25 protein-coding genes and 2 pseudogenes are annotated in these 24,818 nt (G+C 58.2%); 13 read left to right on the forward strand and 14 right to left on the reverse strand.

The annotated features are described in order from the left end of the window. Window positions 1-166 (reverse strand): annotated as a pseudogene (locus tag B7L15_RS20085) (IS1380 family transposase); the annotation flags it as partial. 221 nt (window positions 167-387) lie between these two features. Here B7L15_RS20085 and B7L15_RS09915 point away from each other — a divergent pair. Together B7L15_RS09915 and B7L15_RS20090 are read left to right on the forward strand one after the other, a co-directional pair. Then, window positions 388-1,146 carry a HEPN domain-containing protein gene (locus tag B7L15_RS09915; protein WP_085918821.1) on the forward strand — a complete coding sequence of 253 codons (759 nt, stop codon included), beginning with the start codon at window positions 388-390 and terminating at the stop codon, window positions 1,144-1,146. 148 nt (window positions 1,147-1,294) lie between these two features. Further along, window positions 1,295-1,426, forward strand: a pseudogene (locus B7L15_RS20090) (transposase); the annotation flags it as partial. A gap of 19 nt (window positions 1,427-1,445) precedes the next feature. Here the strand turns inward: B7L15_RS20090 and B7L15_RS09925 are convergent. Then, window positions 1,446-2,180, reverse strand: a complete 735-nt coding sequence (locus B7L15_RS09925; protein WP_085918822.1) for an SDR family NAD(P)-dependent oxidoreductase — start codon at window positions 2,178-2,180, stop codon at window positions 1,446-1,448. A gap of 94 nt (window positions 2,181-2,274) precedes the next feature. Between B7L15_RS09925 and B7L15_RS09930 the strand changes: the two genes are divergently transcribed. The 4 genes from B7L15_RS09930 (at window position 2,275) to B7L15_RS09945 (ending at window position 5,142) form a co-directional block, all read left to right on the forward strand. Further along, window positions 2,275-2,640: a winged helix-turn-helix transcriptional regulator gene (locus tag B7L15_RS09930; protein WP_085918823.1), complete on the forward strand. Its 366-nt coding sequence runs from the start codon at window positions 2,275-2,277 to the stop codon at window positions 2,638-2,640. Window positions 2,641-2,936: 296 nt separating this feature from the next. Further along, the gene (locus B7L15_RS09935; protein ID WP_085918824.1) at window positions 2,937-3,683 is read left to right on the forward strand and encodes a CPBP family intramembrane glutamic endopeptidase; all 747 of its coding nucleotides are present in this window, start codon (window positions 2,937-2,939) and stop codon (window positions 3,681-3,683) included. Between the two features lie 269 nt (window positions 3,684-3,952). After that, window positions 3,953-4,558 carry a porin family protein gene (locus tag B7L15_RS09940; RefSeq protein WP_085918825.1) on the forward strand — a complete coding sequence of 202 codons (606 nt, stop codon included), beginning with the start codon at window positions 3,953-3,955 and terminating at the stop codon, window positions 4,556-4,558. A gap of 245 nt (window positions 4,559-4,803) precedes the next feature. After that, window positions 4,804-5,142, forward strand: a complete 339-nt coding sequence (locus tag B7L15_RS09945; protein ID WP_085918826.1) for a low molecular weight protein tyrosine phosphatase family protein — start codon at window positions 4,804-4,806, stop codon at window positions 5,140-5,142. A 180-nt stretch (window positions 5,143-5,322) separates the two neighbouring features. On the opposite strand, the gene B7L15_RS09950 is transcribed toward B7L15_RS09945, so the two are convergent. After that, window positions 5,323-5,796, reverse strand: a complete 474-nt coding sequence (locus B7L15_RS09950; RefSeq protein ID WP_085918827.1) for an SRPBCC family protein — start codon at window positions 5,794-5,796, stop codon at window positions 5,323-5,325. Window positions 5,797-5,833: 37 nt separating this feature from the next. After that, window positions 5,834-6,703: an SDR family oxidoreductase gene (locus B7L15_RS09955; protein ID WP_085918828.1), complete on the reverse strand. Its 870-nt coding sequence runs from the start codon at window positions 6,701-6,703 to the stop codon at window positions 5,834-5,836. Window positions 6,704-6,828: 125 nt separating this feature from the next. On the opposite strand from B7L15_RS09955, the gene B7L15_RS09960 reads away from it, so the two are divergent. Continuing rightward, window positions 6,829-7,713, forward strand: coding sequence for a LysR family transcriptional regulator (locus tag B7L15_RS09960; protein WP_085918829.1), 885 nt, complete (start codon window positions 6,829-6,831; stop codon window positions 7,711-7,713). Between the two features lie 101 nt (window positions 7,714-7,814). Here B7L15_RS09960 and B7L15_RS09965 read toward each other — a convergent pair whose 3' ends face one another. The 6 genes from B7L15_RS09965 to B7L15_RS09990 all read right to left on the reverse strand — a co-directional run bounded on the left by B7L15_RS09965 (window position 7,815) and on the right by B7L15_RS09990 (window position 13,155). Further along, on the reverse strand, window positions 7,815-8,486 hold the full coding sequence (locus tag B7L15_RS09965; protein WP_085918830.1) for a DUF6064 family protein: 672 nt from the start codon (window positions 8,484-8,486) through the stop codon (window positions 7,815-7,817). Next, entirely contained in the window at window positions 8,483-9,418 is a 936-nt protein-coding gene (locus B7L15_RS09970; RefSeq protein WP_085918831.1) for an aldo/keto reductase, read from the reverse strand. Before B7L15_RS09970 ends, B7L15_RS09965 begins: the two co-directional genes overlap by 4 nt. Then, window positions 9,415-9,828 carry a hypothetical protein gene (locus tag B7L15_RS09975; RefSeq protein WP_085918832.1) on the reverse strand — a complete coding sequence of 138 codons (414 nt, stop codon included), beginning with the start codon at window positions 9,826-9,828 and terminating at the stop codon, window positions 9,415-9,417. Before B7L15_RS09975 ends, B7L15_RS09970 begins: the two co-directional genes overlap by 4 nt. A 37-nt stretch (window positions 9,829-9,865) precedes the next feature. Next, window positions 9,866-10,687, reverse strand: coding sequence for an aldo/keto reductase (locus B7L15_RS09980; RefSeq protein WP_085918833.1), 822 nt, complete (start codon window positions 10,685-10,687; stop codon window positions 9,866-9,868). A gap of 143 nt (window positions 10,688-10,830) precedes the next feature. Further along, the gene (locus B7L15_RS09985; protein ID WP_085918834.1) at window positions 10,831-12,084 is read right to left on the reverse strand and encodes a permease; all 1,254 of its coding nucleotides are present in this window, start codon (window positions 12,082-12,084) and stop codon (window positions 10,831-10,833) included. Window positions 12,085-12,480: 396 nt separating this feature from the next. After that, window positions 12,481-13,155 (reverse strand): FAD-binding oxidoreductase, encoded by a 675-nt coding sequence (locus B7L15_RS09990; protein WP_085918835.1) that lies wholly within the window; start codon window positions 13,153-13,155, stop codon window positions 12,481-12,483. 97 nt (window positions 13,156-13,252) lie between these two features. On the opposite strand from B7L15_RS09990, the gene B7L15_RS09995 reads away from it, so the two are divergent. Then, a complete protein-coding gene (locus B7L15_RS09995) occupies window positions 13,253-13,675 on the forward strand; it encodes an MAPEG family protein (RefSeq protein WP_085918836.1) in 423 nt (140 codons plus the stop codon). Window positions 13,676-13,746: 71 nt separating this feature from the next. Here B7L15_RS09995 and B7L15_RS10000 read toward each other — a convergent pair whose 3' ends face one another. Further along, window positions 13,747-14,703 carry an AraC family transcriptional regulator gene (locus B7L15_RS10000; protein WP_085918837.1) on the reverse strand — a complete coding sequence of 319 codons (957 nt, stop codon included), beginning with the start codon at window positions 14,701-14,703 and terminating at the stop codon, window positions 13,747-13,749. A 451-nt stretch (window positions 14,704-15,154) separates the two neighbouring features. On the opposite strand from B7L15_RS10000, the gene B7L15_RS10005 reads away from it, so the two are divergent. Both B7L15_RS10005 and B7L15_RS10010 read left to right on the forward strand, forming a co-directional pair. Then, window positions 15,155-16,342, forward strand: a complete 1,188-nt coding sequence (locus B7L15_RS10005) for an efflux RND transporter periplasmic adaptor subunit (protein ID WP_085918838.1) — start codon at window positions 15,155-15,157, stop codon at window positions 16,340-16,342. A gap of 6 nt (window positions 16,343-16,348) precedes the next feature. After that, on the forward strand, window positions 16,349-19,537 hold the full coding sequence (locus B7L15_RS10010; protein WP_085918839.1) for an efflux RND transporter permease subunit: 3,189 nt from the start codon (window positions 16,349-16,351) through the stop codon (window positions 19,535-19,537). Here B7L15_RS10010 and B7L15_RS10015 read toward each other — a convergent pair. Continuing rightward, window positions 19,510-20,451, reverse strand: a complete 942-nt coding sequence (locus tag B7L15_RS10015) for a sodium-dependent bicarbonate transport family permease (protein ID WP_085918840.1) — start codon at window positions 20,449-20,451, stop codon at window positions 19,510-19,512. The genes B7L15_RS10010 and B7L15_RS10015 overlap by 28 nt on opposite strands. Window positions 20,452-20,571: 120 nt before the next feature. Between B7L15_RS10015 and B7L15_RS10020 the strand changes: the two genes are divergently transcribed. After that, window positions 20,572-21,534 carry a LysR family transcriptional regulator gene (locus tag B7L15_RS10020; RefSeq protein ID WP_085918841.1) on the forward strand — a complete coding sequence of 321 codons (963 nt, stop codon included), beginning with the start codon at window positions 20,572-20,574 and terminating at the stop codon, window positions 21,532-21,534. 5 nt (window positions 21,535-21,539) lie between these two features. On the opposite strand, the gene B7L15_RS10025 is transcribed toward B7L15_RS10020, so the two are convergent. Then, window positions 21,540-22,205, reverse strand: coding sequence for a phosphoribosyltransferase (locus tag B7L15_RS10025; protein WP_085918842.1), 666 nt, complete (start codon window positions 22,203-22,205; stop codon window positions 21,540-21,542). A gap of 171 nt (window positions 22,206-22,376) precedes the next feature. Here B7L15_RS10025 and B7L15_RS10030 point away from each other — a divergent pair, with 171 nt between their 5' ends. After that, window positions 22,377-22,847 carry a GFA family protein gene (locus B7L15_RS10030; RefSeq protein ID WP_085918843.1) on the forward strand — a complete coding sequence of 157 codons (471 nt, stop codon included), beginning with the start codon at window positions 22,377-22,379 and terminating at the stop codon, window positions 22,845-22,847. A gap of 16 nt (window positions 22,848-22,863) precedes the next feature. Here B7L15_RS10030 and B7L15_RS10035 read toward each other — a convergent pair whose 3' ends face one another. Then, window positions 22,864-23,589 carry a CDP-alcohol phosphatidyltransferase family protein gene (locus B7L15_RS10035; RefSeq protein ID WP_085918844.1) on the reverse strand — a complete coding sequence of 242 codons (726 nt, stop codon included), beginning with the start codon at window positions 23,587-23,589 and terminating at the stop codon, window positions 22,864-22,866. A gap of 243 nt (window positions 23,590-23,832) precedes the next feature. On the opposite strand from B7L15_RS10035, the gene B7L15_RS10040 reads away from it, so the two are divergent. Beyond that, window positions 23,833-24,816, forward strand: coding sequence for a zinc-dependent alcohol dehydrogenase (locus B7L15_RS10040; RefSeq protein WP_085918845.1), 984 nt, complete (start codon window positions 23,833-23,835; stop codon window positions 24,814-24,816). Window positions 24,817-24,818 lie beyond the last annotated feature (2 nt).

The following is a 24,818-nucleotide window of genomic DNA, read 5'->3' on the forward strand; positions in this document are numbered from 1 at the left end:
GGCCCAGGTAGCTCTTGATCACGTCACTGGTGCGCATGCCCAGCGTGGTGGGGAAGCGGCTGTCGATGCTGTCGACGCCAGCGATCTCGAAGCATTGCCCGATGATGGACAGCCCGGCGYGGCTGGTGAGGGTGCGGCGACTGGCGCGGAACTTTATGTTGGGCATGGCACTGTCTGGGTGAATGGCGATAATGGCTATATTGCCATGCAGGTCAGTGGGTTAGAAGTGCTTCCGGGGGCCGGTCTCACGGATTCAGGTATTGCTAATTTACTTTGCTTCTGGCTTAAACAATCAAGCTAATATTTCTAATAAAAACAGTCAGCCGGACGCCGCCAAAGTCGCGGCGCCGCTGCTGTAGGCGTTAGAGCTTTCGAGTTGGGCAACCTATGAGCGATAGTTTCGAACAAAACCTGCTGAATAACCTGATGGAGACATGGATAGTACCCTCCATCGAGGACAGACAAGAGAAAGGTGAATTCGAAAGACCTATAGCTTTGAAGATGGCGCAGATAATCTTCAAGGCTGATGGCGGTAGGCCTGTTGTACGAATAAATAACGAAGTCAAAGGGCGAGCTATCGTCAAGATACCAGATGACGCGAATCGGACAGTTACAGCTGGAGAACCGGTTACTTGGAAAGATATCGAAGGCATTCAAGGTTTTGAGCTCAGCGAAGAGGAGATGAATTACGGTCACGTCACCTTGATTTTGGTATCGGATAAGTGGTTCATTTCTTTTAATTTTATATACAATAAATCCCTCTCACAGCGACATCTGGAGGCGGCCGAGGAATTCCTAGAAGCAGCGAGAGAATCGCTAAGTAAGCGACACTTTTTTGCATGCATTGATAATTTGCATAGCGCCTCTGAACTCGCGGCAAAAGCCTATCTGATGGGGCATCCAGATAAGCAGTTAATGGAATCGAAGTCACATGGTGTCATCCATAAAAAGATCAATTTCGAGCGAAAACTGGGTAACGTCAACGAAACTCATGTTGATACGATCAATAAGCTCAAGAATCTGAGAGCGCCCGCCAGATACTTACAGGGTGATCTGAACCTTGAGGACGGAGACATTGAAATGATGATCAAGGAGGTATCTGCATTCATTTCGGATGTTTCGCAACGGTCTGCCCCGAGGCTCTAACCAAGCCATGCACCGGATGCTGATCTTGCCAATACCTCCGCTTCGCTCCGGTATTGCCACCTGTGATGGCGGGCGTTGAACCTGTAGAAAAAAACCGCTGACGGCTAAGTTTTAGTAGGATCGAGGAAACAGACGAGGAGTGGTCAGCATGCCGCGCTTCAAGGCTTATAACTACGATCAGAATGCCATGGTGGTGATCAACTACCAAGATCAGCTCCAGCCCGGCGCCTTTGAGCACGCCGTACATTACCTGATCGAGCACAAGCTAGATCTGTCGGTTTCCCCCGTGCTCCTAGCCCCTAAACTTGCGCGTAGCCCCCGTCAACGAACACCTCGCTCCCTGTCATAAAGCTGCTGTCGTCGGACGCCAGGAATGCCACCGCGCCTGCGGTTTCTTTGGGATCACCCAGACGCTCAAGCGGTACGGTCCGGTTCATCTCGCTCAGAGCTTCGGATGGGAGCAGTTCCATCAGCTTGTCTGTTTGGGTCGGGCCGGGAGACATAACGTTCACGCGAATGCCGGTGCCCCTGAGATCATGGGCCCAACTGCGCGCCAGGTTTCGGACGGCCGCCTTGGAGGCGCTGTAGATACTCATCGCGGGGGTGCCCATGCTGCCAACCGTGGACCCGGTGAGGATGATGGAGCCGCCGTGCTTCATCAGGGGCAGGGCCTTCTGGACGGTGAAGAGGGTGCCTTTGACGTTGATGTTGAAGATGTAGTGGTAGTGCGCCTCGGTGATCTCTCCCAGGCTGGCGAATTCGCCGACGCCCGCGTTGGCCACCAGGACGTCCAGATGGCCTTTCTCTTCCTGGATCGTTTCGAAGACGCGGTCGAGATCCTCCGGCTTTGTCACATCCGCCTGGATGCTCCGGGCGTTGGATCCCAGTGCCTCAACCGCGTTGTCGAGGACGTCCTGGCGTCGCCCGGTAATGAAGACGAAGGCGCCTTCGTCGATAAGGCGTTGGGCCGAGGCCAGGCCGATGCCGCTGGCGCCGCCTGTGATGAGTGCGATTTTACCGTTTAGCCGATTCATGTTTGGGTCTCCGTGTGTGTTGACTTGATTCGCTTTCACGATATATAAACCGCTAACAAATGTTCAAGTATGCACCTTTTGGTAAGTACCCTTTATGTCGAAAGAAAATTCAGAAATCCCACGTTTCATTTGCGGCCTGCATGCGACGCTGCAAGTGATCTCCGGGAAATGGAAGCCGTTGATTCTGTTCTTTTTAAACAAGGGTCCGACGCGTTACGGCGAGCTCAGGCGAAGCGTCCGGGGCGTGAGCGACAAAATGTTGATCCAGCAGCTAAAAGAGCTCGAGTCCGACGGCATCGTCCAGCGAACGGACTATGGGGAGATCCCGCTGCGCGTCGACTACTCGCTGACGCCCTTCGGCGCTAGTCTGGTGCGGGCTATGGAGCCGCTTTGCGGCTGGGGCGAAGAGCACGAAGAGGACATTGCCGCGGCGATGGACCGCCGGAAAACCAGCCGGTAGAAAGCGAAGTGGGAGGGCGGTTGGTGGACAGGCAAACCATCATGCCATCCGGCGAGTCCTCCGGGTAAATCCGCACGTTCAGTGTTCTGGTTCGTGTTGCCGTGGGTCCTGATGGTGCAAAGTATCAGGGAGTCGGCATTTGGTATCGGGTGCTAGAACAAAATAACGGGTGAACGGGCCCATAACCAGTCGGTCAACCATGCACCATACCCCTTGCGGATTATGGTTCCTTACGCTCCGCTTCAGTGCCGGTTACCGATAGCGTTAGTCCGCTTGTAGCGTTGCTAAGGAATTTGATGATTCAGGTATCTAAATTGCGCCTGAGTGCGGCACTGTGGGCAGTAGGTATGCTCGGCGTTGTCGTATTGACGCTAACCGTGATTCCGCAGCTCTTGCATGGGGCACAAACGCCAGTGCCGCAAAGTGTCGCTGTCACCGCGAGCCTGATACAGAGCGGGCTCTTCCTTGCGTTGGCCGCTTGGTTAGGCGCGGCGCTCTCAAGGTCGGTCGGCCTCAGGGCACCTGTGACAGAGGCGGTACTATCCGGCTCAAGTGTCTGGAGGGCCGCAAAGCCTCAGCTACTACCTGGCGCACTTATAGGCCTCGTTGCGGGTGCTGTACTGCTCATTGCAGGGCAGGCCGCGCCACTCGAGGTGCAGAGCGCTGCCCCCGCCTTCAACATTCCTGTTTCGGCCCGGCTGCTCTACGGTGGCATCACGGAAGAAATCTTGATGCGCTGGGGGCTGATGACGCTAATCGTCTGGCTGGCATGGCGATTCTTCCAGCGACGCAATGGTGCGCCAGCCCCTCGCTATGTGGTAGCTGCAATCCTCGTAGCAGCCTTGCTATTTGGCGTCGGCCATCTCCCTGCTGCAACGGCCATGGGGATCAATCTTACCCCCTCCGTTGTCACCTACGTGCTAGTCAGCAATACCATTCCGGGCGTGTTGTTCGGTTTCTCGTACTGGCGCTGGGGCTTGGAGTCTGCCTTTCTCGCACACGCTACTGCTCATGTGGTCGTTATTGTCGCAGGTGCAACGTAGTACCGCGGTCTAACAGTTTGTTCAAGCCGAAGCCGCTTAGTGGCTCGTCTTAACTCAAGCGCCTCTACCTTCCAGGTAGAGGCGCTTTTTTTGCAACAAAAACTTACCCGTCGTAACTGGATTATCCTTGTTATCGAACAGTGTTCTGTCTATGTTTGATACGTGTGAAACAAACGACTGTCACATTGTGTGAATCAAGGCAGGATCGCCTTTCAATACATGACGATTCATAGAATCTTTCATAGCAAGTCGTCACAAGGAGAAGACACGTGAAACTCAGAACCCTACTTACCGCCTCGTTTGCCTCTACCGCTCTGCTCGCCGCGGCACCGTCGGCATTCGCCGCGCCCAATGCTGATGGACTCTATCTGGGTATCGGTACCGGTTTCAGCTCGCTGGAGAATGACGACGACGATGTCGATAATTTCATCTCCAATGGCGCTGAAGACTTTGATCTGGATGATGACGAAGACAACGTCTTCAAAGGCTTCGTCGGCTACGAAATCAATCCTTACTTCGCCACCGAAATTTTCTATGCCGATCTGGGTCGTACGCGCCTGAAGGGTAACAGTGACGCCAATACCGATTTGGAATCTGACGCCTACGGGGCGAGCCTGGTCGGTCAATTGCCCGTCACCTCCTGGTTTACCGCCTTCGCCAAGGCCGGTGTAGCCAAGTGGGAAACCGACGTCGACGGTAACCTTGGCGGTGCTAGCGTTGATCTTGAAGACCAGGACGGTACCGATCCGGTCTATGGTGTCGGCGCGCAGTTCAACTTCGACCCCTTCCTGGTACGTGCTGAATACGAGCGCTACGACTTCGACAGCGACTACAAGATCGATACCTTTACCGCGTCAGCCGGTTTCCGTTTCTAACCGTCAATTTGTTTAGCCATTTACGATATCAGCGCCGGGGCTTGCCCCGGCGCTGTCGTTTTAGCTCACGCAACCCTCCCATACTTCCAGGCGGTACGCTGCCAGCGCGTTAAAGCGCTGAGCTAGCTCAGGTTCATAGCCATTATCGGCCGCGTTACGATGCAACTTGCACTGATCGTGCTGTTATGAATGCCAACGTATCTGGCAAATTGTCGTTGGCACATACAGTAAACGAGGGAGCGCTTATGAACCTTCTATTCATCTGCAGCGAAAATAGGCTACGCAGTCCGACGGCGGAAAGTGTCTTTTCAGCTTATCCCGGTATCAAGGCAATCGGCGCTGGCACAGGTTTGTATGCCCAGACGCACGTTTCTCGGGAATTGATTGAGTGGGCCAATATCGTTCTGGTGATGGAAAAGCACCACCAGGATGAAGTCGCCAGGACGTACAAGGACGTGTTGAAGGGGAAGCCGCTGGTCTGCCTGGATATTCCCGATCACTATGAGTTCATGCAGCCGGAACTCATCACCTTGCTCAAGGAAAGGGTGCCAGAGTATGTGCGGTTATCAACGGTTGGAAAGTAGCCTGATTAGCCACGGTGACCCTACCTAGACGCATAGGGCGGTCCTTGTGCCTCAGTGTTTAAAGAACCGGTGCTGAGACGCTATCGCTTGAATACCGAACACCTCCGCCTAGTACCAGGCGCCGCCGTTTAGCGGCGCCATCAGTAAGAGCGGGTTTAAGCAATGAGCTGGGTTGGCACGTCAAAGGCTGCCGTCTGCGAGCAATTCGCGGGTGCGTTTCAGCGTGGACTGCAAGGCGGCCTTGTAGCCGTTATCGCTGTCGAACTGGGTTTGTTCGGCTTGCTCCTCCGGGCCGCCCGGTGCTTTGTCGCGCAGGCCGAGGTAGCAGTAGAAGCGAAGCTGGAGCGCCCCGGCCTCATCCTCGAAGAGTTCGTTGATGATGGCACCCTCACGGGGCCCCGTGGCCTGGAAGAAGGTGACCTTGCTTTCCGGCGCCAGGGCGATGATCTCGCGGAGATCGGTGCCGGCGATGGTGGCTTCGCGCACGAAGTGCGTCGCGCTTTCCTCCACGACGTCGCAGCGTGTACACAGCCCTTCGGGCAAGAACAGGCGGGCGTCGCGGGCCTTGAGCACCAGGCCCTGCCAGGCCTGTGCGCGGGTCAGTGTGGTTTCACCTGCCGGATTCACCGGGACAGTAGCGGTCGAGTAGATCATGGTGGATTTCCTTATGTTGATTGGGCGCGCGTTGTTGTCAGACCGAGGCCGCGGCCTGGGTGGCGAATTCGCGATAGGAGTGAAGGGGGCGACCCAGAAGGGCGGTCAACCGGTCAACGTCACCGGTATTTGGTAGCATCCCCTCGGTAATGAAGCGCTCGCTCATCAGGCGCATGTCATAAGTCATCCAACTCGGCATGTGCAGCAACAGGTTCTGCTCGAACGCGGCGGTGTCCTCACCCGGATAGGCGATGGGGCGACCAAGTACATCGGTCCAAATCGCAGCGATGTCCTGGCCGGTTAGCGTGTCGGGGCCAACGAGATTGATACGCTCGATCGGTAGCGGTACGGCTGACTGCTCGCGGCGCAGGAGCTCCAGGGCGGCAACCTCGCCGATGTCACGCGTGTCTACCATCGCCAGGCCCTTGTTGCCGATCGGCATCGGGTAGATGCCGTATCCGGTGACGACTTCCTTGATGGTCAGATCGTTCTCGATGAAGTAAGCGGGCCGCAGGATGGTGGCGTTAAAGCCCATCTGCTCAATCATGCGCTCCACACCATACTTGCCGGCAAAGTGCGGCACATTGACGTACAGATCGCTGTGGATGACCGAGAGGTAGACAATTCGCTCGATGCCGGTCTCACGGGCGAGGTTAAGCGCGATCAACGCTTGGGTGTACTCGTCGGGCACCACCGCGTTGAGCAAAAAGAGCGTCGAGACGCCGGAGAAGGCATTGCGCAGCGCGTCCACGTCGAGCAGATCACCCTGGACGACACTGACGCTGGCCGGAAAGTCTGACTTCGAAGGATCGCGGACGAGCACGCGGACATCGGCATCGCGCTTGACGAGTTGTTCGACAACGTGGCGGCCGACAGTGCCGGTTGCGCCGGTAACGAGAATGGTCATGATGATTTCCTTGGGTTGGGGGTATTGGTTGCAACCAGAGTTGCGTACGGAGTGAACAATAGGTCGTTTCATTATCAAAACAAAGAGCATAAAATAGAGACACTATGTTCCGAATATGAGGCGCAATGGATTTCAATGCTTTGCAGGATTTTCAGCTTGTGGCCTTTCACAGCGGCTTTGGAAGAGCGAGCCGGGCCAGTGGCAGGTCCAAGGCAACCCTGTCGCGCCGGGTGTCGGATCTGGAAGAAAGCCTAGGTGTTCGGCTCTTCGAACGAAGTGACCGCAGTCTCGAGCTGACCGAAGCCGGCCAACTGCTGCTCGCTCGAATTGAGGGACCCATGCGTGAGGTGGCCGAAGCGGTAGCGGCGGCACGAGATGGCCTTGATAGCCCGAGAGGCAGGTTGCGCGTAGCGGCCCCCTTGCTGTTTTCGCAGGTGGCGCTTGGTCGGCTGGCCGCCGCCTTCCAGGCGATCCATCCCGACGTGCAGATCGAAGCGGTGGCCGAAGACCGGCTCGCCGATCTCGTCGATGAGCATTTCGATGTCGCCATCCGCATCAACCCGCACAAGGACAGCATGCTGGTGGGCAGGTGTTTTGCCCGAGACAGACTTGTTCTGGCAGCGGCTCCCTCGGTTCAGGTACCGAAGCAGAACGGGGATGAGCTGCCCCGAATCCCGGCGGTCGTCATGCCGACGTATCGAGAAGGTGAGGCCTGGTCCGTCCAGGATGGCCAACTGACCGTCGAGCCACAGCCTGTCCTAAGGCTGTCCTCGCTCCTGACGGTTCGAGATGCCGCTGTGGCGGGTGCAGGAGCGGCCATGCTGCCGCAATCCATCATCGGAGGCCTGCTGGAGAGAGGCGAACTGGTGTCGTGGGGCACTGCCGGCAATGAAGTCGAGCTTTGGGTCCTGCATACGTCCAGGCGCTTGCAGAGCCCCAAGGTCCGAGCCTTTGTTGAGTTTCTGTGCAGCCAATACCCGGATGGGGCCTTCACCATTCCGAGTGAGTAATGGGGCAAACGTACTAAAGCACGCTCAAGTCATTGGCTGGGTCTTTCAACCATAATGAAAAGAGCTGACCAATAGCGTTCCCCATCGAATACGCTGAAATATTAGCGTTGGGACTCAACACTTTTCCAGATCCCCCCAACCAGCGCAAACGCCAATACGGCGAACAGCACGACGGCGCCTGTGGAATCCAACACCTGCAGGGTCAGGCCTGACACGACCAGCCAGAGCGTTGGGATGATGGCGGCGATCCAGAGGGCGAAACCCCGCAGCATGATGAGCACCAGGCCAAGCGTGGTCACCGCCGTGGGGTCGGCGTGTAGGCCGAACACTTCCGCCTGGTACCAGGAATCGCCGCTGAGCGGCGCTATCAGCGGCATGACGATCAGGCCGAAGAGGGCGATGGCGGTGCCCAGAATGACAGGCGGGCTTGTGCTACGCGGGGCTTTATCCATTCCCCACCCTGTTAGCGCCATCACTACCAGCAGCACGGCCTGGGCGATGAAGGCGTTGCCCACATAGCCCCCCGCCCAGTTGAGCGATGCATAGCGTTGAAAGAAAAACGCGACGGCGACAAAAGCCCAGAGAGGGGAGGGTAGCAGGCAGGCGAGTCGCGGGCGGTGTCTCAGCGCCAGTGCAAGGGCCGCGGCGCCTAAGGCGAGGGTCAGCAGGTGCAGTGGCCAGAAGGTTTCGCCCATGCGCTCCAGCAGGCGGAAGTAAACCTCCGCGGTGAAGGGAATAAAGTCCTGTAGCCGGTAACTTGTCCAGGCGTTCATAGCGACTCGATATAATCAGCCATCCGCTGCCGGGCATCGGCCGAGGGCATAGGAGAGTGGCCGGCGCGCATGTTCTCGCGCATATGCTCGACCTGGGTGGTGGCGGGTATCGCGCAGGTGATCGCCGGGTGGCTGACGATAAACTTGAGTAGAAAGTCCGCCCAGGTGGTGCAACCGCACTCCTCGTTGGCCCACTCGGGCAGTGGCGCGTCACGGCGCTTAAGGTGCTTGATCAGGCTGCCGCCATCATAAGGGCGATTGGCGATCACCCCGATGCCCCGTTCTTGTGCCAGGGGCAGTAGCCGGTTTTCGGCCTCGCGGTGGGTGATGTTGTAGGTGAGCTGCACGAAGTCGATGTCCTCTGACGTCATGATCTGCTCGATCTCGCGGTGGCGACGCCCGTGGGAGGTGGTGATGCCCACATGGCGGATAACGCCTTCGGTTTTCATTTCCTGCAGCGCGGCCAGATGCTCGCGCCAGTCGGTCAGGTTGTGCACCTGCACCAGATCGAAGTGATTCACCGTCCAGCGGTCTTTCAGCTCCGCCACCTGTTCCCGGGCTGAGCCACCGGCGGGGCTCCAGACCTTCTCTGCGGAGAACAGGCTCTCGGGCGTGCTGAGCTTTTGCAAGGCATAGCCCATCACATCCGGCGCCGAGCCGTACATGGGCGAAGAGTCGATCAGACCGCCGCCATGCTCGAAAAAGGCCTTCACCACCTCGGTGCGCGCATCGAGCAGCTCAGGGTCGTTGCCAACGTTGAAGGTACGCCAGGTGCCCATGCCGATCACGGGCAGCGTTTTGTCAGTTCCCGAAATGGTCTTTTGGCGCATCTCGCCGGTGTTGGCAAGCAGCGGCACGCCTGGGAGCGTCATGGCCGCAAGTGTGGCACCCATGAGCGTAAGGCTTTGTCGGCGCGTGATGCGATGATTCATAGCGGTCGCTCCTCCAGATTTTTTTGGATCGGCACCGTGGCCGCCAAAACCAGCACAAAGCAGGTCAGCACAAACACCTTATTCACAAACCAGTTGGTACGCCAGATCGACCATTCGGGGTCGGCGAGAAAACGCACGAACAGGGTGCTAATGATGAGGATTTCAATGACGGACATGCACACCGCCAATACACGCGTATAGCGAGGCTGCTTAAGCAGCGCCCAGCCCAGCCAGACGTGCGTCAGGGGCCATAGGTCCCAGTAAATGTAACGTGCCCAGGGCTCACCGTAGGCCAGCGCGTAACCCACGGGAAACAGGTATTTGATGAACAGCGTCCACGCCGCGAGGATGAATAGCAGGTGGGCAAGAAAGCGGATCCAGCCATTGGGTTGTGGGGCGGGCAGTGACATGGCATCGCTCCAGTGCTGGGCCGTTGACGGCCTGGCCTCACACCATCTGCAAAGAGTGCTTGCGTGTTGGCGGAGGAAAGGCGGCATCGATCTGTGCCAGGTCATCGGCGTCGAGGCTGACGCTATCGGCATCAACGTTCTGTTTGATGTGATCCAGATTCACGGCCTTGGGAATGGCTATCACGCCGGGGTGGCGCAGTGCCCAGGCAAGGGCGACTTGCGCGGTGGTGGCGCGGTGTTTGTCGGCGATGCGTTGCAGAGTGGCGTCGCGCAGCAGGTTGCCGCCTTGCCCGATCGGGCAGTAGGCCATGAGCGGCATGTTTTGTTGTGCTTGCCAGGGCAGCAGGTCGTATTCAATGCCGCGTGCGCCGGGGTTGTAGAGCACTTGATTGGTGGCGCAAGCGGGCGCGTCGAGCTCTGCCAAGTCGTCAAGATCGAAGTTCGACACGCCCCAGCGCTGGATCTTGCCCTGCTCGCGCAGCCCCTCAAACGCTGCCACTGTTTCGCTCAGCGGGTACTGGCCACGCCAGTGCAGCAGGTAGAGATCGATAGTGTCGGTGCCCAATCGGCGCAGGCTGCGCTCGCAGGCGGCTTGAACCCCCTGGGTGCTGGCGTTGTGCGGGTAAACCTTGCTGACCAGATACACCTCATCGCCCCGACCGCGGATGGCTTGGCCAACGATCTCTTCAGCGCCGCCCTCAGCATACATCTCGGCGGTATCGATCAGCGTCATGCCCAGGTCGATACCCTCCTGCAGCGCCCTGACCTCAGCACTTCGCTGCCCGGCATCTTCGCCCATATGCCAGGTGCCCTGGCCGATACGGGGAACGCTTACGCCGCCTAGTTTGATCGTTTGCATATCTCTTCCCGGTTGTGAAGCTGTTCCGACGCATGCTCATCAAGTTGAATTGACCATCATCAAGGCGATATAAATGAACCGCTCATGTCGGCCGAGCCCAGTACGTAAGTCAGTCAAAGGACTTGTCAGTCAAAAATAGTCGCTCATGCCATAAGTGGTGCTACAAGGAGGCCTCCGGCCAGCCATAGCATCGCAATAACGACAAGGCTACGCAGAACCCAGGTGCCTGCCCCTGCGCCGCCATGGTCATGATGATGCTCATGGCCATGCTCATGTCCATGGCCCGAATCAGCGTGTTTGGCCCGGTACCAGAAAAACACCAGCACCGCGGATATGGCCAGGAATATCAGGTTGAGTATGAAACCGTAATTCACCTTGAAATGGTCACGTTCCGTTGCTGTTTGTATGGTAGTGGCATCCGGCAGCAGGCCGAACGCCGCGAAGCCGTAATGCATCATCAGGGAAACAAACACCAGCCCACAAAGCAGCAACGCTAGAATATACAGCGACATCTTCCAGCCATAATATTGTGCGTTAATCCTCAGAACCGGCAGTACTACCAAATCCGAAAAAATAAAGGCCATGACACCCGCAAAGCTGACACCGTTACCGAACAGCACCGCCGCCAAGGGAATATTCCCCATGGAACCGATAAAGGTGAAAAAGGCCGCAAAAGGGCCGATCAACGTTTGAGCGAGCAGGGATAAAAAGCCCAGCTCACCTTCTGTCTGGCCAGCGCCAGGAAAAAGCCCATGGAAGAAGCTTTCAGGTACGAAGGCGGCAATCACGCCCGCCACGGTAAAGCCGATTAACACATCCTTCCATACCATCTGCCATTCCATGACATAGGTCATGCCGATCTGCTGCCAGCCCTCACGGCTGGTCAGTTTTGACTTCCAGCTCGCCTGCTGGTCGCCATGCTGATGCTCTTCATCGCCATCATCAAGCCGCTCCCTGGCTTGTTTAATCAGCTTTTTGGGGTTGGTGATGCGAATGAAAAGCCAGGCAAAAAGGATCAGCAGAATACCGCCGATATACTCAGCCACGACGAACTGCCACGCCAGGAAGATCGAGATGACGATACCCAGCTCAATCACCAAGTTGGTGGAGGCGAGCAGAAACGCAATGGAGGGCGCTAATCCAGCCCCCTTCTGGAACAGGCTACGCGTGGTGGCCAGCGCGGCAAAACTGCAAGAACTGGAGATAAAACCAAAGAAGGTGCCCAGCGCCATGCTGCGCGGGCCGGTTTTACCCATGGCTTTTTGCATACGTTCCTTCGTTACCAGCACTTGTATCAGGCTGCTGATGATATAACCCAGTACGAATGCCCAAAGGGCCATCCAGAAATAACCGGTACTGGTAAGCGCTGCCTGATGCCAGAGGCTGAAAAAATCCATATTGGCTCCGGTTGGTTAAACGCAGACTAGGTGTTAGAAAAGCTAGCAAGGTTTAGCTGGATCAACAAAGATGGCAATCTCTCATCATGGTTGCCGCAGAGGCGGGATCACCCCCAGGAGAAGTAAGGCAAATCAGCATCCCGACCAACGGTGAGGCCGGGAGCGGAGTCAGGTTTGATAACCAGCGAGGCTAGCGTCGGCGATAACAATGTGTCATGACATGACCCTACCTGATTGGGTGAGGGATTGTGCTTGGTCATTGAGACCGCCGAGCAAAGCATTAAGTGATTGCTCCCCATCCAAGTGGGCGAGAAGCAAAAAACGGATAGCCTTAAGCCTTCACAATGCCTTGGCACTGTAGATGCGCCGTTGAATCAGAGCGCATTGCGAAACCCCTTACTTTTCAAAGATAAGCGCGTCCGGGTTGGCGCCCAGCTCTTTCAAGGCTGCCATGATGCTCTCGTTGAACGGATCCGGGCCGCACACGTAGAAGGCCTGGCTCATATCCTTGATATGCGATGTCAGGAAGGCCTTGTCGATGACGCCATCGGTGAAGATATGGTCGCCGGACGGCTTTTCGTCGGTGATGACGTTGATGAACTGGTCTCCCAGCATCGTTTCGAATTCTTCCTTGAGAATGATGTCGCGTTCTGACTTGTTGGAGAAGATCAGTTGATTTTTGCCGATCTCGCCCGTGCGATGCAGGTCGCGCAGAATGGCGATAAACGGTGTTACCCCCGCACCGCCTGCCAGGAATACACCCTCGTCCTTGTATTCGATGGTGCCCCAGGGCTCACCAACGATCAGCGAGTCCCCCTCCTTGAGCTGGCCGATCTGCTGGGTGACGCCCTCGTGGTCCGGATAGATCTTGATGACGAATTCCAGCCACGGATCCGACACCAGCGAAGAGAACGTGAACGGCCGTTTCTCGTCGGTCCACCCTTCACGATTGACGGCGACCTCGGTCGCCTGGCCAGGCGTAAAGGTGTATCCCTCAGGCTTGGCAAGCCGTATCTGTTTGACATCATGAGTGAGATTGCGGATTTCCTGGATTTCGAGTGTATGGTCCATACTTCGCCTTATGCCTCTCATCGTTAGGTTGCAATACGTCATGTTGGCCGTGGGAGCTTCGGGTTGCAAAGCCGGGCATTAAACGCAAGGAGACACCATGGATAACGCAGTGTATTGGTACGCGGTGGCGTCAGTGCTGCTTTTTTTGAAGATGTTCGCGATTGCCGTGTATCAAGGGTTTCATCGCATCACCAAGATGACTTTCAAGACCCCTGAAGACGCCGCCTTTGTAGGCAGAGACGCTGCGAAAGAAGAATTGCCCCAGGTACAAAGGGCCGCTCGTGCCTGGTCAAATGACGTGGAAAATATCCCCATCTTTCTGGCGCTCGGGGTTGCTTACGTGTGGGTGGGCGCCGCGCCAGGTTTGGCGGCCTGGCTCTTTTTGACGTTTACCGGCGCCCGTTACGTGCACACCTTGTGCCTGCTGGCGGGGCTCCAGCCCTGGCGAACCTTGGCGTATTTCGTCGGCGTGGGGTGCATGTTTGTAATGTGTGGCCTGATTATGTCGGCACTTCATTAAAACGGCCCAGGATTGAGCACGCTCGCTTTTCCAGCGCGCTGTTGTAACCGGTAAGGGTTAGGCAATATGCCTCAGGCAGGCTCGGGCGCTGCTCTGACCCCTCGCAAGTAGCTGACGTCAGCCCGTGGCGGCGCGCCAAACATGCGGCTATATTCGCGGCTGAACTGGGAGGGGCTTTCATAGCCAACCCGGTAGCTGGCGGTGGCTGCTTCCAGTCCTTCGGCCAGCATGAGTCGTCGGGCTTCGTGCAGGCGCAGCTTCTTCTGGTACTGCAGGGGCGACATACGTGTGACCTGACGGAAGCTGTGATAAAGCGTCGATTCGCTCATGTTGGCGGCCGATGCCAGCTCACCAATCTTGAGCGGTTGTGTATAGCGTTCCTTAAGGGCGTAGATGACCCGTGCAATCCGGTTGGCCTGGGAATCGGAAGCGGCAAATCGGCGCATGTGCGGCCCCATGGCGTCCATGAGTGCCCGGTAGATCAGCTCCCGACGGGCCAGCGGTGAAAGCACTTTGATGTCTTCCGGGGAGTCGAGCAGGCTCAGCAACCGATGGAGTGCGCCCTGCATACGTGCATCCATGGGGGCCGATTTTAATCCGCAGTCCGTCTCGGGGCAGATCGTATCATTTCCCGCGAGCGGCGCTGTGTCACCCAGTTCCAGTATCAGTCCTGCGACCTCCTGAGGATTCACCGAGACTTTCACCGCCAGAAAGGGGGTTTCCGGGGTCGCATGGTCAATCCTGCCGACCACTGGCAGGTGAACGGCGCTGCCCATGTAGCTGGGCCCGGTGTAGACAATCTCTTTGTCACCCAACAGCACCGTCTTGCTGCCCTGGATGACAAAGCACAGGCACGGGTCGTAGACGGCACAATGGAAGGTGGTGGGTGAGTCAGCGCGTACCAGTTGCACTTCGGCAATCGCCGTATCCTGAAGCTCCTCCAGGGGCGTCCAGCGCCGGGCGATTCTGCTCAGTTGATGCAGCGTGTCCGTAGAATGGCTAGCTTGCATGGGCAAGGTATCGTTCAATGGGGCTCCTCCCTAACAGCTTGCAGTATATGCCTTCGTTTCGTGAATCGTGTGCTTTTGCCGCGTTTCTGCAGGATCAGGCAAGCACTGCGCAGAAAACGACAACCCATGCTGTGTGTCACACAACGGTCATTATCCTCAAAACCCTATCAACAGGCTTATACAAATACCCCACCCGATGAAGCCTTTAACGCTTCACGACAGAATCAGGCAATCTTCTCGCAGGAACCCGATACCCTCCGCGTCTCCGCACGGCCTATGTTAGAGAGCATCTGGCAGGTGCTAAGTCATTAGCTCGATCCTGCCAGCGCGCCCAGCCCACCTTTATTACAAAAATCACTGTCGATTCTGACGCGAGTCAACCGACTGGATAAAAGCTGACCGTCAACGCGGTGCCAAATAGATCACCAACGCTGCTATCGGTTTCCGATAGCCATTGGAGCAAGTCATCATGAGAAGTCTGAGACAAGGTGCCCGGATGGCAAGTAGCCGGGCGATGGTTCTGTGCCTGCTGGCCATCGTGTTGCTGACCGGCTGTGATGCCAAGAGTGAGGAAGCAGCTATACAGCAGCCCCCGCCACCCCCAGAGGTGGACGTAGTGGAGATAGAGGCTCGGCCGGTGGTGTTAACTGAGTCGTTTACCGGCCGCGTGGAAGCGCCGGAAACGGTTGAGTTAAGGCCCCGGGTCAGCGGCTATATCCAGGAAGTGGCGTTCGAGGAGGGCGAACTGGTGGAGCAGGGGGAGTTGCTGTTCCAGATCGACCCGCGACCTTACCAGGCGCGAGTCGGCGCCGCCCAGGCTGAGCTTGCCCAGGCCAGGAGCCAGAGCGCCCAGGCCGCTAGTGAAGCCGAGCGTGCTCGGGTATTGCTGGGGCGCCGGGCCATTTCCCAGGAAATACATGACCAGCGCCAGTCAGCCCTGAACAATGCCCGCGCCATGGTGGATGCCGCCGAAGCCGCCCTGGAGACCGCCGAGCTTGACCTGGCGTATACCCGTATCACCGCACCCGTCAGCGGTCGCGCCGGTCGCGCGATGGTGACACGCGGCAATCTGGCCAATGCGGATCAAAGCCTGCTGACCACTGTCGTCAGCATTGACCCAGTCCATGTCTACTTCGAAGCGGACGAGCAGGCCGCCTTCGCCAGCCACGCGCTGATGGTCGATGGCGAGAGCAGCCTGAAGATCGAGCTGGGGGGCGACCAGCAACGCCAATACACGGGCACGCTGGACTTTATCGACAACCGTTTGAATCCTGATACAGGCACCCTGCAGTTCCGGGCGCTGCTGGCCAATGCGGATGGCCGCATCCGGCCGGGAGAGTTTGCCCGGGTCGAAATGCCGGTTGCCCACCTGGAGCAGGCGCTGGTGGTGGAACGCAAGGCGATTCTGACCGACCAGGATCGGCGCTACGTGTACGTCGTCGATGGTGACAATCGGGCAGAACGTCGCCAGGTGGCCACCGGCCGGCAGATGGGCGAACAGATGGTGATTACCGAGGGGCTCAGCCCCGGTGACCGGGTGATCGTCAATGGGGTGCAAAAAGTGTTCTTCCCCGGCATGCAGGTGAGCCCGCAAAGCGTCGCTGCCGACGTCCCTATTTCCGCTGACCAGCCCGCTCTTGCGGCCAGGGAGGAGTAGACCGTCATGAATTTCTCCCGTTTCTTCGTCGATCGGCCGATCTTTGCGGCGGTGCTGTCGATTATTATCCTGGCGATCGGGCTGATCTCCATTCCCAACCTGCCGATCAGCGAATACCCGGATGTCGTGCCGCCCTCGGTGGTGGTGCGCACGGTTTACCCGGGTGCCAACCCGAAAGAGATTGCCGAAACCGTGGCGACGCCGCTGGAGGAAGCCATCAACGGCGTCGAGGACTTGATGTACTTCAAGTCCGTCGCGGGGTCGGATGGCGTTCTGCAGATGACCGTCACCTTCCGCCCGGGTACCGATGCCGAGGAGGCCGCCGTGCGGGTGCAAAACCGCGTTAGTCAGGCCGAGGCGCGGCTGCCGGAAGCGGTGCGTCGCCAGGGCGTGACTACCCAGAAGCAGTCGCCTACGTTTCTGATGGTTGTTCACCTCACCTCGCCTGGAGGCGAATACGACACTCTTTATTTGCGCAACTACGTACGGCTGCATGTCAGGGACCGCCTTGCCCGGCTCGAAGGGGTAGGCGACGCCCAGATTTTCGGCGGTGGAGACTACGCCATGCGCGCCTGGCTGGACCCGGATCGCGTCGCTGCGCGTGATTTGACCGCCAGCGACGTGGTGGCCGCCATGCGGGAGCAGAATGTCCAGGTCTCCGCCGGGCAACTGGGCGCCGAGCCCATTGAAGAGAGCGATTTCCTGACCCTGATCAATGCCCGCGGGCGGTTGGAAACGGTGGAAGAGTTTGGCGATATCGTCCTCAAACGTGGTGACAATGGCGATATCTTGAGGCTCTCTGATGTGGCACGGCTGGAGATGGGGGCTAGTGATTATACCCTTCGCTCGCAATTGGATGGCAATGAGGCGGTGGCCATCGGCATCTTCCAGGCGCCGGGCGCTAATGCGCTGGCGATTCGCGAGCAGGTGGTGGCCACCATGGATGAACTGTCTGAACAGTTCCCAGAAGGTGTTGAGTATGAGGCGGTCTATGACACCACCATCTTCGTCAGCGATTCGATCAAGGCCGTGGTGAAAACCCTGCTGGAAGCGGTGCTGCTGGTCGTGCTGGTGGTCACCCTGTTCCTGCAAACCTGGCGTGCCTCGATTATCCCGCTGCTGGCAGTGCCGGTATCGGTGATTGGCACCTTTGGGGCGCTCCACCTGCTGGGGTACTCCATCAACACCTTGACCCTGTTCGGTCTGGTGCTGGCCATTGGCATTGTGGTGGACGACGCCATCGTGGTGGTGGAGAACGTCGAGCGAAACATCGGTGAGGGGCTCAATCCCCAGGCCGCGGCGCACCAGGCCATGAAAGAAGTTTCTGGCCCGATCATCGCGATCGGCTTGGTACTCTGCGCGGTTTTTATCCCCATGGCGTTTCTTTCCGGGGTGACCGGTCAGTTTTACCGTCAGTTTGCGGTGACGATTGCCATCTCTACGGTGATCTCCACGATTAATTCGCTGACCCTCTCGCCTGCTCTGGCGGCGATGCTGCTCAAACCCCATGACGCGCCCAAGGATCGCCTTACCCGTATCATTGACGGGCTGTTCGGCTGGCTCTTCCGGCCTTTCAACCGCTTCTTTAATGCCAGCGCCAACAAGTACCAGGGCGGCGTGGCGCGCTCCCTAAAGCGTCGGGGCGCGGTATTTGTGGTTTACGCGCTGTTGCTTGCGGGAACGGGCGTTATGTTCAAGGCGGTGCCGCCTGGTTTTATCCCGGTGCAGGACAAGCTGTACCTGATTGCCGGCGTTATCCTGCCGGAAGGCGCTTCCCTGGAGCGAACTGACCAGATGCTCCAGGACGTGGTGGATATCGCCATGGAGACCGAAGGGGTCGAGCACGCGATTGCCTTTCCCGGCCTGAACGCGCTGCAGTTCACCAATACCTCTAATACGGGGGTGGTGTTTCTCACCCTCAGTCCCTTTGGCGAACGCAGCCTGACCGCCGCGGAGATAAACGCCAGGATCAATCAGGGCATCGGCGGGCTGAAGGAGGGCTTTGCGTTTGCCTTTATGCCACCGCCGATTCTGGGGCTCGGCAATGGCTCGGGCTATCAGATGTTCATCGAGGATCGCGGCAATCTTGGCTACGGGGCGTTGCAGGAGGCAGTCAACCAGGTCCAGGGCGCCATCGCTCAGACGCCGGGAATGACCTTCCCGATCAGCAGCTACCAGTCCAACGTGCCGCAGTTGGATGCCGAGGTGGACCGGCTCAAGGCCAAAGCCCAGGGCGTGCCGCTAACCGAGCTGTTCGATACCCTGCAGACCTATCTTGGCTCGACGTACGTCAATGACTTCAACCGCTTTGGCCGTACTTGGCAGGTGATCGCCCAGGCGGATGCCCCTTACCGGGCCAGCGTGGAAGATATCGCCCGCCTGCGCACCCGTAACGATCAGGGAGAAATGGTGCCGATCGGCACCATGGTCAACATCACCCAAACCTTCGGCCCCGACCCGGTATTACGCTACAACGGCTACCCGGCGGCGGACTTGGCCGGGGAGGCTGATCCTCGAGTACTTTCTTCTGCCCAGGCCATGGAGGCGATCAATGCGCTGGCGTTGGACGTGCTGCCGCCGGGTATGGCGTTCGAGTGGACTGACTTGAGCTACCAGCAGTCCACCCAGGGTAATGCAGCGCTGGTGGTCTTCCCGCTGTCGATCCTGCTGGTCTTTCTGGTGCTGGCGGCTCTCTATGAAAGCTGGACGCTGCCCTTGGCGGTGATCCTGATTGTGCCCATGTGCATGCTGTCGGCGCTGATTGGCGTCTGGTTTGGCGGTGGTGACAACAATATCTTCGTGCAGGTGGGGCTGGTGGTGCTGATCGGCCTGGCGTGCAAGAACGCCATCCTGATCGTGGAGTTCGCCCGGGAGCTGGAGCTGCAGGGCAGAAGTATCGTGGACGCTGCCCTGGAAGCCTGCCGCCTACGGCTACGCCCCATCATCATGACCTCCATTACCTTCACTGCCGCCGTGCTGCCGCTGGTGATTGCCACCGGCGCCGGTGCCGAGGTTCGGACGGCGCTGGGCACGGCGGTGTTTGCGGGCATGATCGGGGTGACCCTGTTTGGGCTATTCCTCACCCCGGTGTTCTACGTGGCGCTGCGCAAGCTCTCGGGTTCTCGGCCGCTGGTCAGCCATCACAGCGCCACCTCGGAGGGCACACCTCACCCTGCCAGCCATCCCCAGAGCTGATGATAAAGGGGAATACCCATCAGCACATTGAAGGGGAAGGTGAGTCCTAACGACGCCAGCATGGCAAGGCCAATGTTGGCGTCTGGAATCGCGGCGCGAATGGCGACGGGGGCGGCAATGTAGGAGGCGCTGGCGGTAAGGCTCGCCAGAATGACCGCTGAGCCGGCGGGCAGCCCAAGCCAGTACGCCATCATCAAACCCAAACAGGAGAGCGCAACGGGCGCAGCCAGGGCAAAGATGATCAAGCGGCTGTGCCCCCAGCGCAGGCTGCGTAGCGTCTCTGCCGCGACCAGGCCCATTTCCAGCAGGAACAGTGCCAGAATGCCCTGGAAGGCGTTGGTGTAAAGGCTGGTCACCGACTCGCCGGCATTCGGTCCGTATAGCCAGCCGATCAAAACGCCGCCCACCAGCAGGATGACGCCGCGATTGGTCAGCGTCTCGTGCCATAGGCCCGACACCGTAGTGGTTGAGCCTTGTTGGCTAAAGCGACGATAGAGCAAAATTCCGAGCATAATCGCCGGTAGTTCCAGCAGCACCAGATAAAGCGTTACCTGCCCGCCGGTCATCAGGCTGTGTGCTTCGGTATACGCCAGGGCGACGGCGAAGGTACCGGCGCTAACCGAACCGTAGTGGGCAGCAAGACTGGCGCTGTCTGCCAGAGAGAGCCGCACCAGGTAGCGAACAACGGGGAAGATGATCAGCGGGATTAAAATGCCCAGCAGGGTAACCCCGGCAAGCTCGATTAACAGAGCCGTATTCAGGCTCCCGTGCAGGGCCATGCCGCCCTTAAGGCCAATGGTCAGCATCAGCAGCAGGCTTAAGATGTCATAAGCGGCTTTGGGAATGCTGAGATCGGAGCGCAACACACCGGCGACAACACCTAATACAAAGAACATGACCACAATATCCGGCACGGTTACTATCCTTGAAAAGCTGGGTTGGATGGGCTGGGCGACTACTTTAGCGATCTCAGTAGATTGATGAAAAACAAATAAAGTATATATAGTCATAGATGATTATCTATGGTGTAAGCGATGAAAGTACGACAACTGACCTTCCGTCTGCTGCAGGTTTATGCCGACGTGGTTCGCACAGGCTCGATTACCGCCACCGCCAATCGGCTTCATCTGACCCAGCCGACGGTATCTCAGCAGTTGAAACGGCTGCGGGAGATTGTCGGCGAACCCATCGTGCGCCAGGAAGATAGCCGCGTAGTCCCCACCGAGGTTGGCCAGGCGCTCTATCAACTAAGTCAGGACTTGCTTAGCCGCGCCGATGTGTTCAGCCAGTATCTGGACGAATACAACCGGGGCGGCCGTGGTCATTTTAGTATTGGTTTAGTGAACACTGCCCAATACGTGCTGCCGCGGCTGTTGGGGCCCTTCGGTCAGGCCAATCCCCAGGTAGATGTCACGGTGGAGATCGGCAACCGTCAGCAGATGCTCAATCGTTTTGAGCGCCACGAAGACGATCTCTACGTATTTAGCCACCCGCCTTCGGACGACGCCGTGATGGCCGCGCCTTTTCTGAGCAATCCGCTGGTGGTGGTAGGGCCCGAAAATAATCGCTGGGCGAATATCAACGACCTCACCATGGAGGCCTTGAAAGAAGAGCGTTTCCTGCTGCGTGAACCGGGCTCGGCGACACGGCATACGTTTGATGCCTGGTTATACAGCGCGGGTATTGAGCTTCACTCTACCCAGCAGATCGCCAGCAACGAGGCGATCCGGCTGGCGGTGGCCTCCGGGATGGGGCTGGCGGTGCTGTCGCGCCATGTTGTTGCGGATTCGCCCAAGGGCGTTCAAGAGCTGCCCTTGCAGGGTTTTCCGCTAAAAAGCCGCTGGCACTTCGTGGTGCGTCGAGAGCGCCGTCTACCGCCCGCCGCCTATCGTTTCTTGAGTTTTGTACAGGGAGTGCTGGCGCTCGAGTTCAATGAAACCGAAGGAGAGCTTGCCGTGGCTGAGCTGCTACGAACCCTGGACACCGAGAGACGGTAGCTTACTTAATCCTCGTTTGAGGCGTCGCGAGCTGCCTGCAACAACCCAATGACGTCGTCATCGCTGGTCTGGGTAAAGTCCCGGTAGTGCTCGCCTACGGCGTTGAAGGGCTCGGGGGTTGCCAGGCAAATCACATCGACGACATCGTCAGCCAGTTCATCCAGTGTCGATGCCGGGGCGACGGGCACGGCCAGGGTGACAGTGGCGGCACCAGCCTGCTGAAGTGCCCTGATGGCGGCCTTGGCCGTGCCGCCGGTGGCGATACCGTCATCTATCAGTAGTACTCGGCGTCCGCTCACATTCACCGGCGCTCGGTCGCCTCTGTAAGCTTGGCGACGGCGGGTAATCTCGCGCTTTTGTCGTTGTATTTCCTCTTCAATATAGCGCTCGGGTACCTGCAGCATCTCCACCGTTTTCGGGTTCATTACCACCTGCGACGGGTCGCCATCCACTACCGCACCGATACCGAACTCGGCATGCCCCGGCGCGCCCAGCTTGCGTACCACCAGGATGTCCAGCGGTAGCCGAAGATTTATGGCCACTTCATAGGCCACGGGCACACCGCCGCGTGGCAGGGAGAGAACGACGTCGTAGTGTTGGCCGGCTAGTGCCTTGGCGAGTTGACGTCCTGCGTCATGTCGATTCTCGAAGCGCTCTTGATGGTTAAACATGAGGAGCTCCTGAAGACCTATCGGTGGACACCCGCCACGCTCTTGACGGGGGTGGGTGTCATCCCACGATGGATTAACGCTCCTTAGACTATAGTAAGAGGCAGTGGCTTATCCAAGCCTAGTCGGTTCTTCATTGACCACCATTGCGGTAACCCTTGTGAAGGAGGCGTCATGCTGCTCAAAGGATCATGCCACTGTCAGGCAGTGACGTTCAGCGTCAAGTCACACCATCCCTATCCGTTTAACCGCTGTTACTGTTCGATATGCCGCAAAACGGCGGGCGGAGGTGGTTATGCGATCAACCTGGGTGCTGATAGCAGTACCTTGAGGGTCAGCGGTGAAGAGCACATCACCATCTACCGAGCCGTGATCGACGGCGAGGAAAGCACCGGCGAGCGGCACTTTTGCCAGCATTGCGCCAGTGCCCTTTGGGTTTACGATCCCGAATGGCCAGAGCTCATTCACCCTTTCGCTTCGGCACTCGATACGCCGTTGCCTTCGCCGCCAAAGAAAACGCACATGATGCTGGGTAGCAAGGCGGAGTGGGTCGAAGTCAACGCGCCGATTCAGGACAAGTGCTTTTATGCCTACCCGGACGAGAGTCTGGCCGAATGGCATCAACGCCTCGGGCTGGAGCAGTAATACAGGCAAATAGAGACTAACGAGCGTGTGCCCGCCGGTACAACCACCACGCATCTATCCCGAACGAATAGGCTAAAGACAGCAGGGCGCTTAACGCCAGCATCCCCGCAACGCCGGAGGAGGTCAGCGGCGTCAACGCCAGCAGAAGCGCCGCTACCTGCCAGACGCATACGGTTTTGCGGCGCATACTGGCAAACAGCGGTTTGGCCAGCCAGGTGAACCGCCAGCCCGCGGCCACAAACAGGTAGCGCATGCCGCCAATCAGCAACACCCAGCCGCCCAACGACTCAAACCACAAGCCTACGCAGAGCAGCATGATCAGCAGGGCATCCAGCTCCATATCAAAGCGCGCGCCAAACGATGAAGCGCTTTGCGTGCGGCGTGCCACCCAGCCGTCAACCCCGTCCAGCAACAAAGCGAGTATGGCAATGGCAAGCCAGAGCCATATGGCGGCCATGAACGCCTGGTTGGCCAGTGCGCCCGCCACCAGCGCGACCAGCACTGCCCGGACCAGTGTCACCCGGTTCGCCCAGCCCAGCAGGCCATGAGGCCAGTAAGTCGTCACTAACCCACCGATTAGCGCATAACAGGAAATGGCAACGCCCCAGTTAAGCGGTCCGGATAACAAACCAGGCAACAACCACCCTGAAAGAACCAGTGCGATGCCGCCCAGGAAGACTTCCATGGCCGTTTGCCATCGCTTGTTGGCCGGAACGGTTGGTGTATTGGTAAACAAGTACATGGCACTCCCGCCATTGCGATCACCGCATCGATGAAATAATTCGATGCAAATATTTTTATATGTACCATTCTTGTAGAAGAAGGTAGGGTTGTCTAGTCTGCAATATCGAATATCCGTTTGTTTAACGCTACGCTAAAAGGGTACTGCCAGTGAACACAATTCGACGCCAGCTCGGTCTAACTGGTCCGGCATTGTACATTGGCATACCCCAGGAAAAGCGAGCGGCACAAGGAAGGAGTGCTGATGAGCAACAGCAATAACGCGACGGCGTTCTGGGTGACCCACCCAGGCCGTGGTGAACTCAGGCATGAATCATTGCCAGCGGCGGGTGAGGATGACGTTCTTGTACGTACCCTCTATAGCGGGATCAGCCGTGGTACCGAATCGCTGGTATTCAATGCCCGCGTGCCGGAAAGCGAGTTTGCCCGCATGCGAGCCCCTTTCCAGGCGGGTGACTTTCCCGTGCCGGTTAAATACGGTTACGCTAATGTTGGCCATGTGCTGCAGGGACCGCCCAAGTTACTGAACCAGCGCGTGTTTTGTCTGTATCCCCATCAAGACTACTTCGTGGTGCCCGCGTCGGCGGTGCTACCGCTTCCTGATGACTTGCCGTCCGAGCGTGCCGTGCTGGCCGCCAACATGGAAACCGCGATTAACGGTGTCTGGGATGCCGAGCCTGTGCTGGGCGAGCGCATCAGCGTGATCGGTGCCGGGGTGGTGGGCGCACTGGTGGCCTATCTATGTGCCCGGATACCCGGCGTCGAGGTGCAGTTGATCGATATCAATCCCGACCGCGAACCGCTGGCGACAAAGCTGGGCGTGCCGTTCAGCCTGCCTGACGAGGCCAGTGCCGAACAGGACTGCGTGATTCACGCCAGCGGCCACGCAGACGGCTTGCGCCAAGCGCTAAGCCTGGTCGGCAACGAGGGGCGCATCGTCGAAATGAGCTGGTTCGGCGAGGGTGAGGTGTCAGTCCCCCTTGGCGGCGCTTTCCATTCCCAACGGCTTACCCTGCGCGCCAGCCAGGTGGGTCAGTTGCCGCCTCGCTTGCTGCCACGCTGGGATTATCAGCGGCGGCTCCGCCTGGCACTGAAACTGCTGGTAGACGATTGCCTGGATGCCCTGATCAGCGGGGAGAGTGACTTTACCCACATGCCCGACCTGGCTCCAGAGTTGTTGTCATCCAGCAGTACCGAACTGTGTCACCGGTTGCGCTATTCCCACTAACG

This window comes from Halomonas sp. CSM-2 (assembly GCF_002119345.1).
Taxonomy (GTDB): domain Bacteria; phylum Pseudomonadota; class Gammaproteobacteria; order Pseudomonadales; family Halomonadaceae; genus Vreelandella; species Vreelandella janggokensis.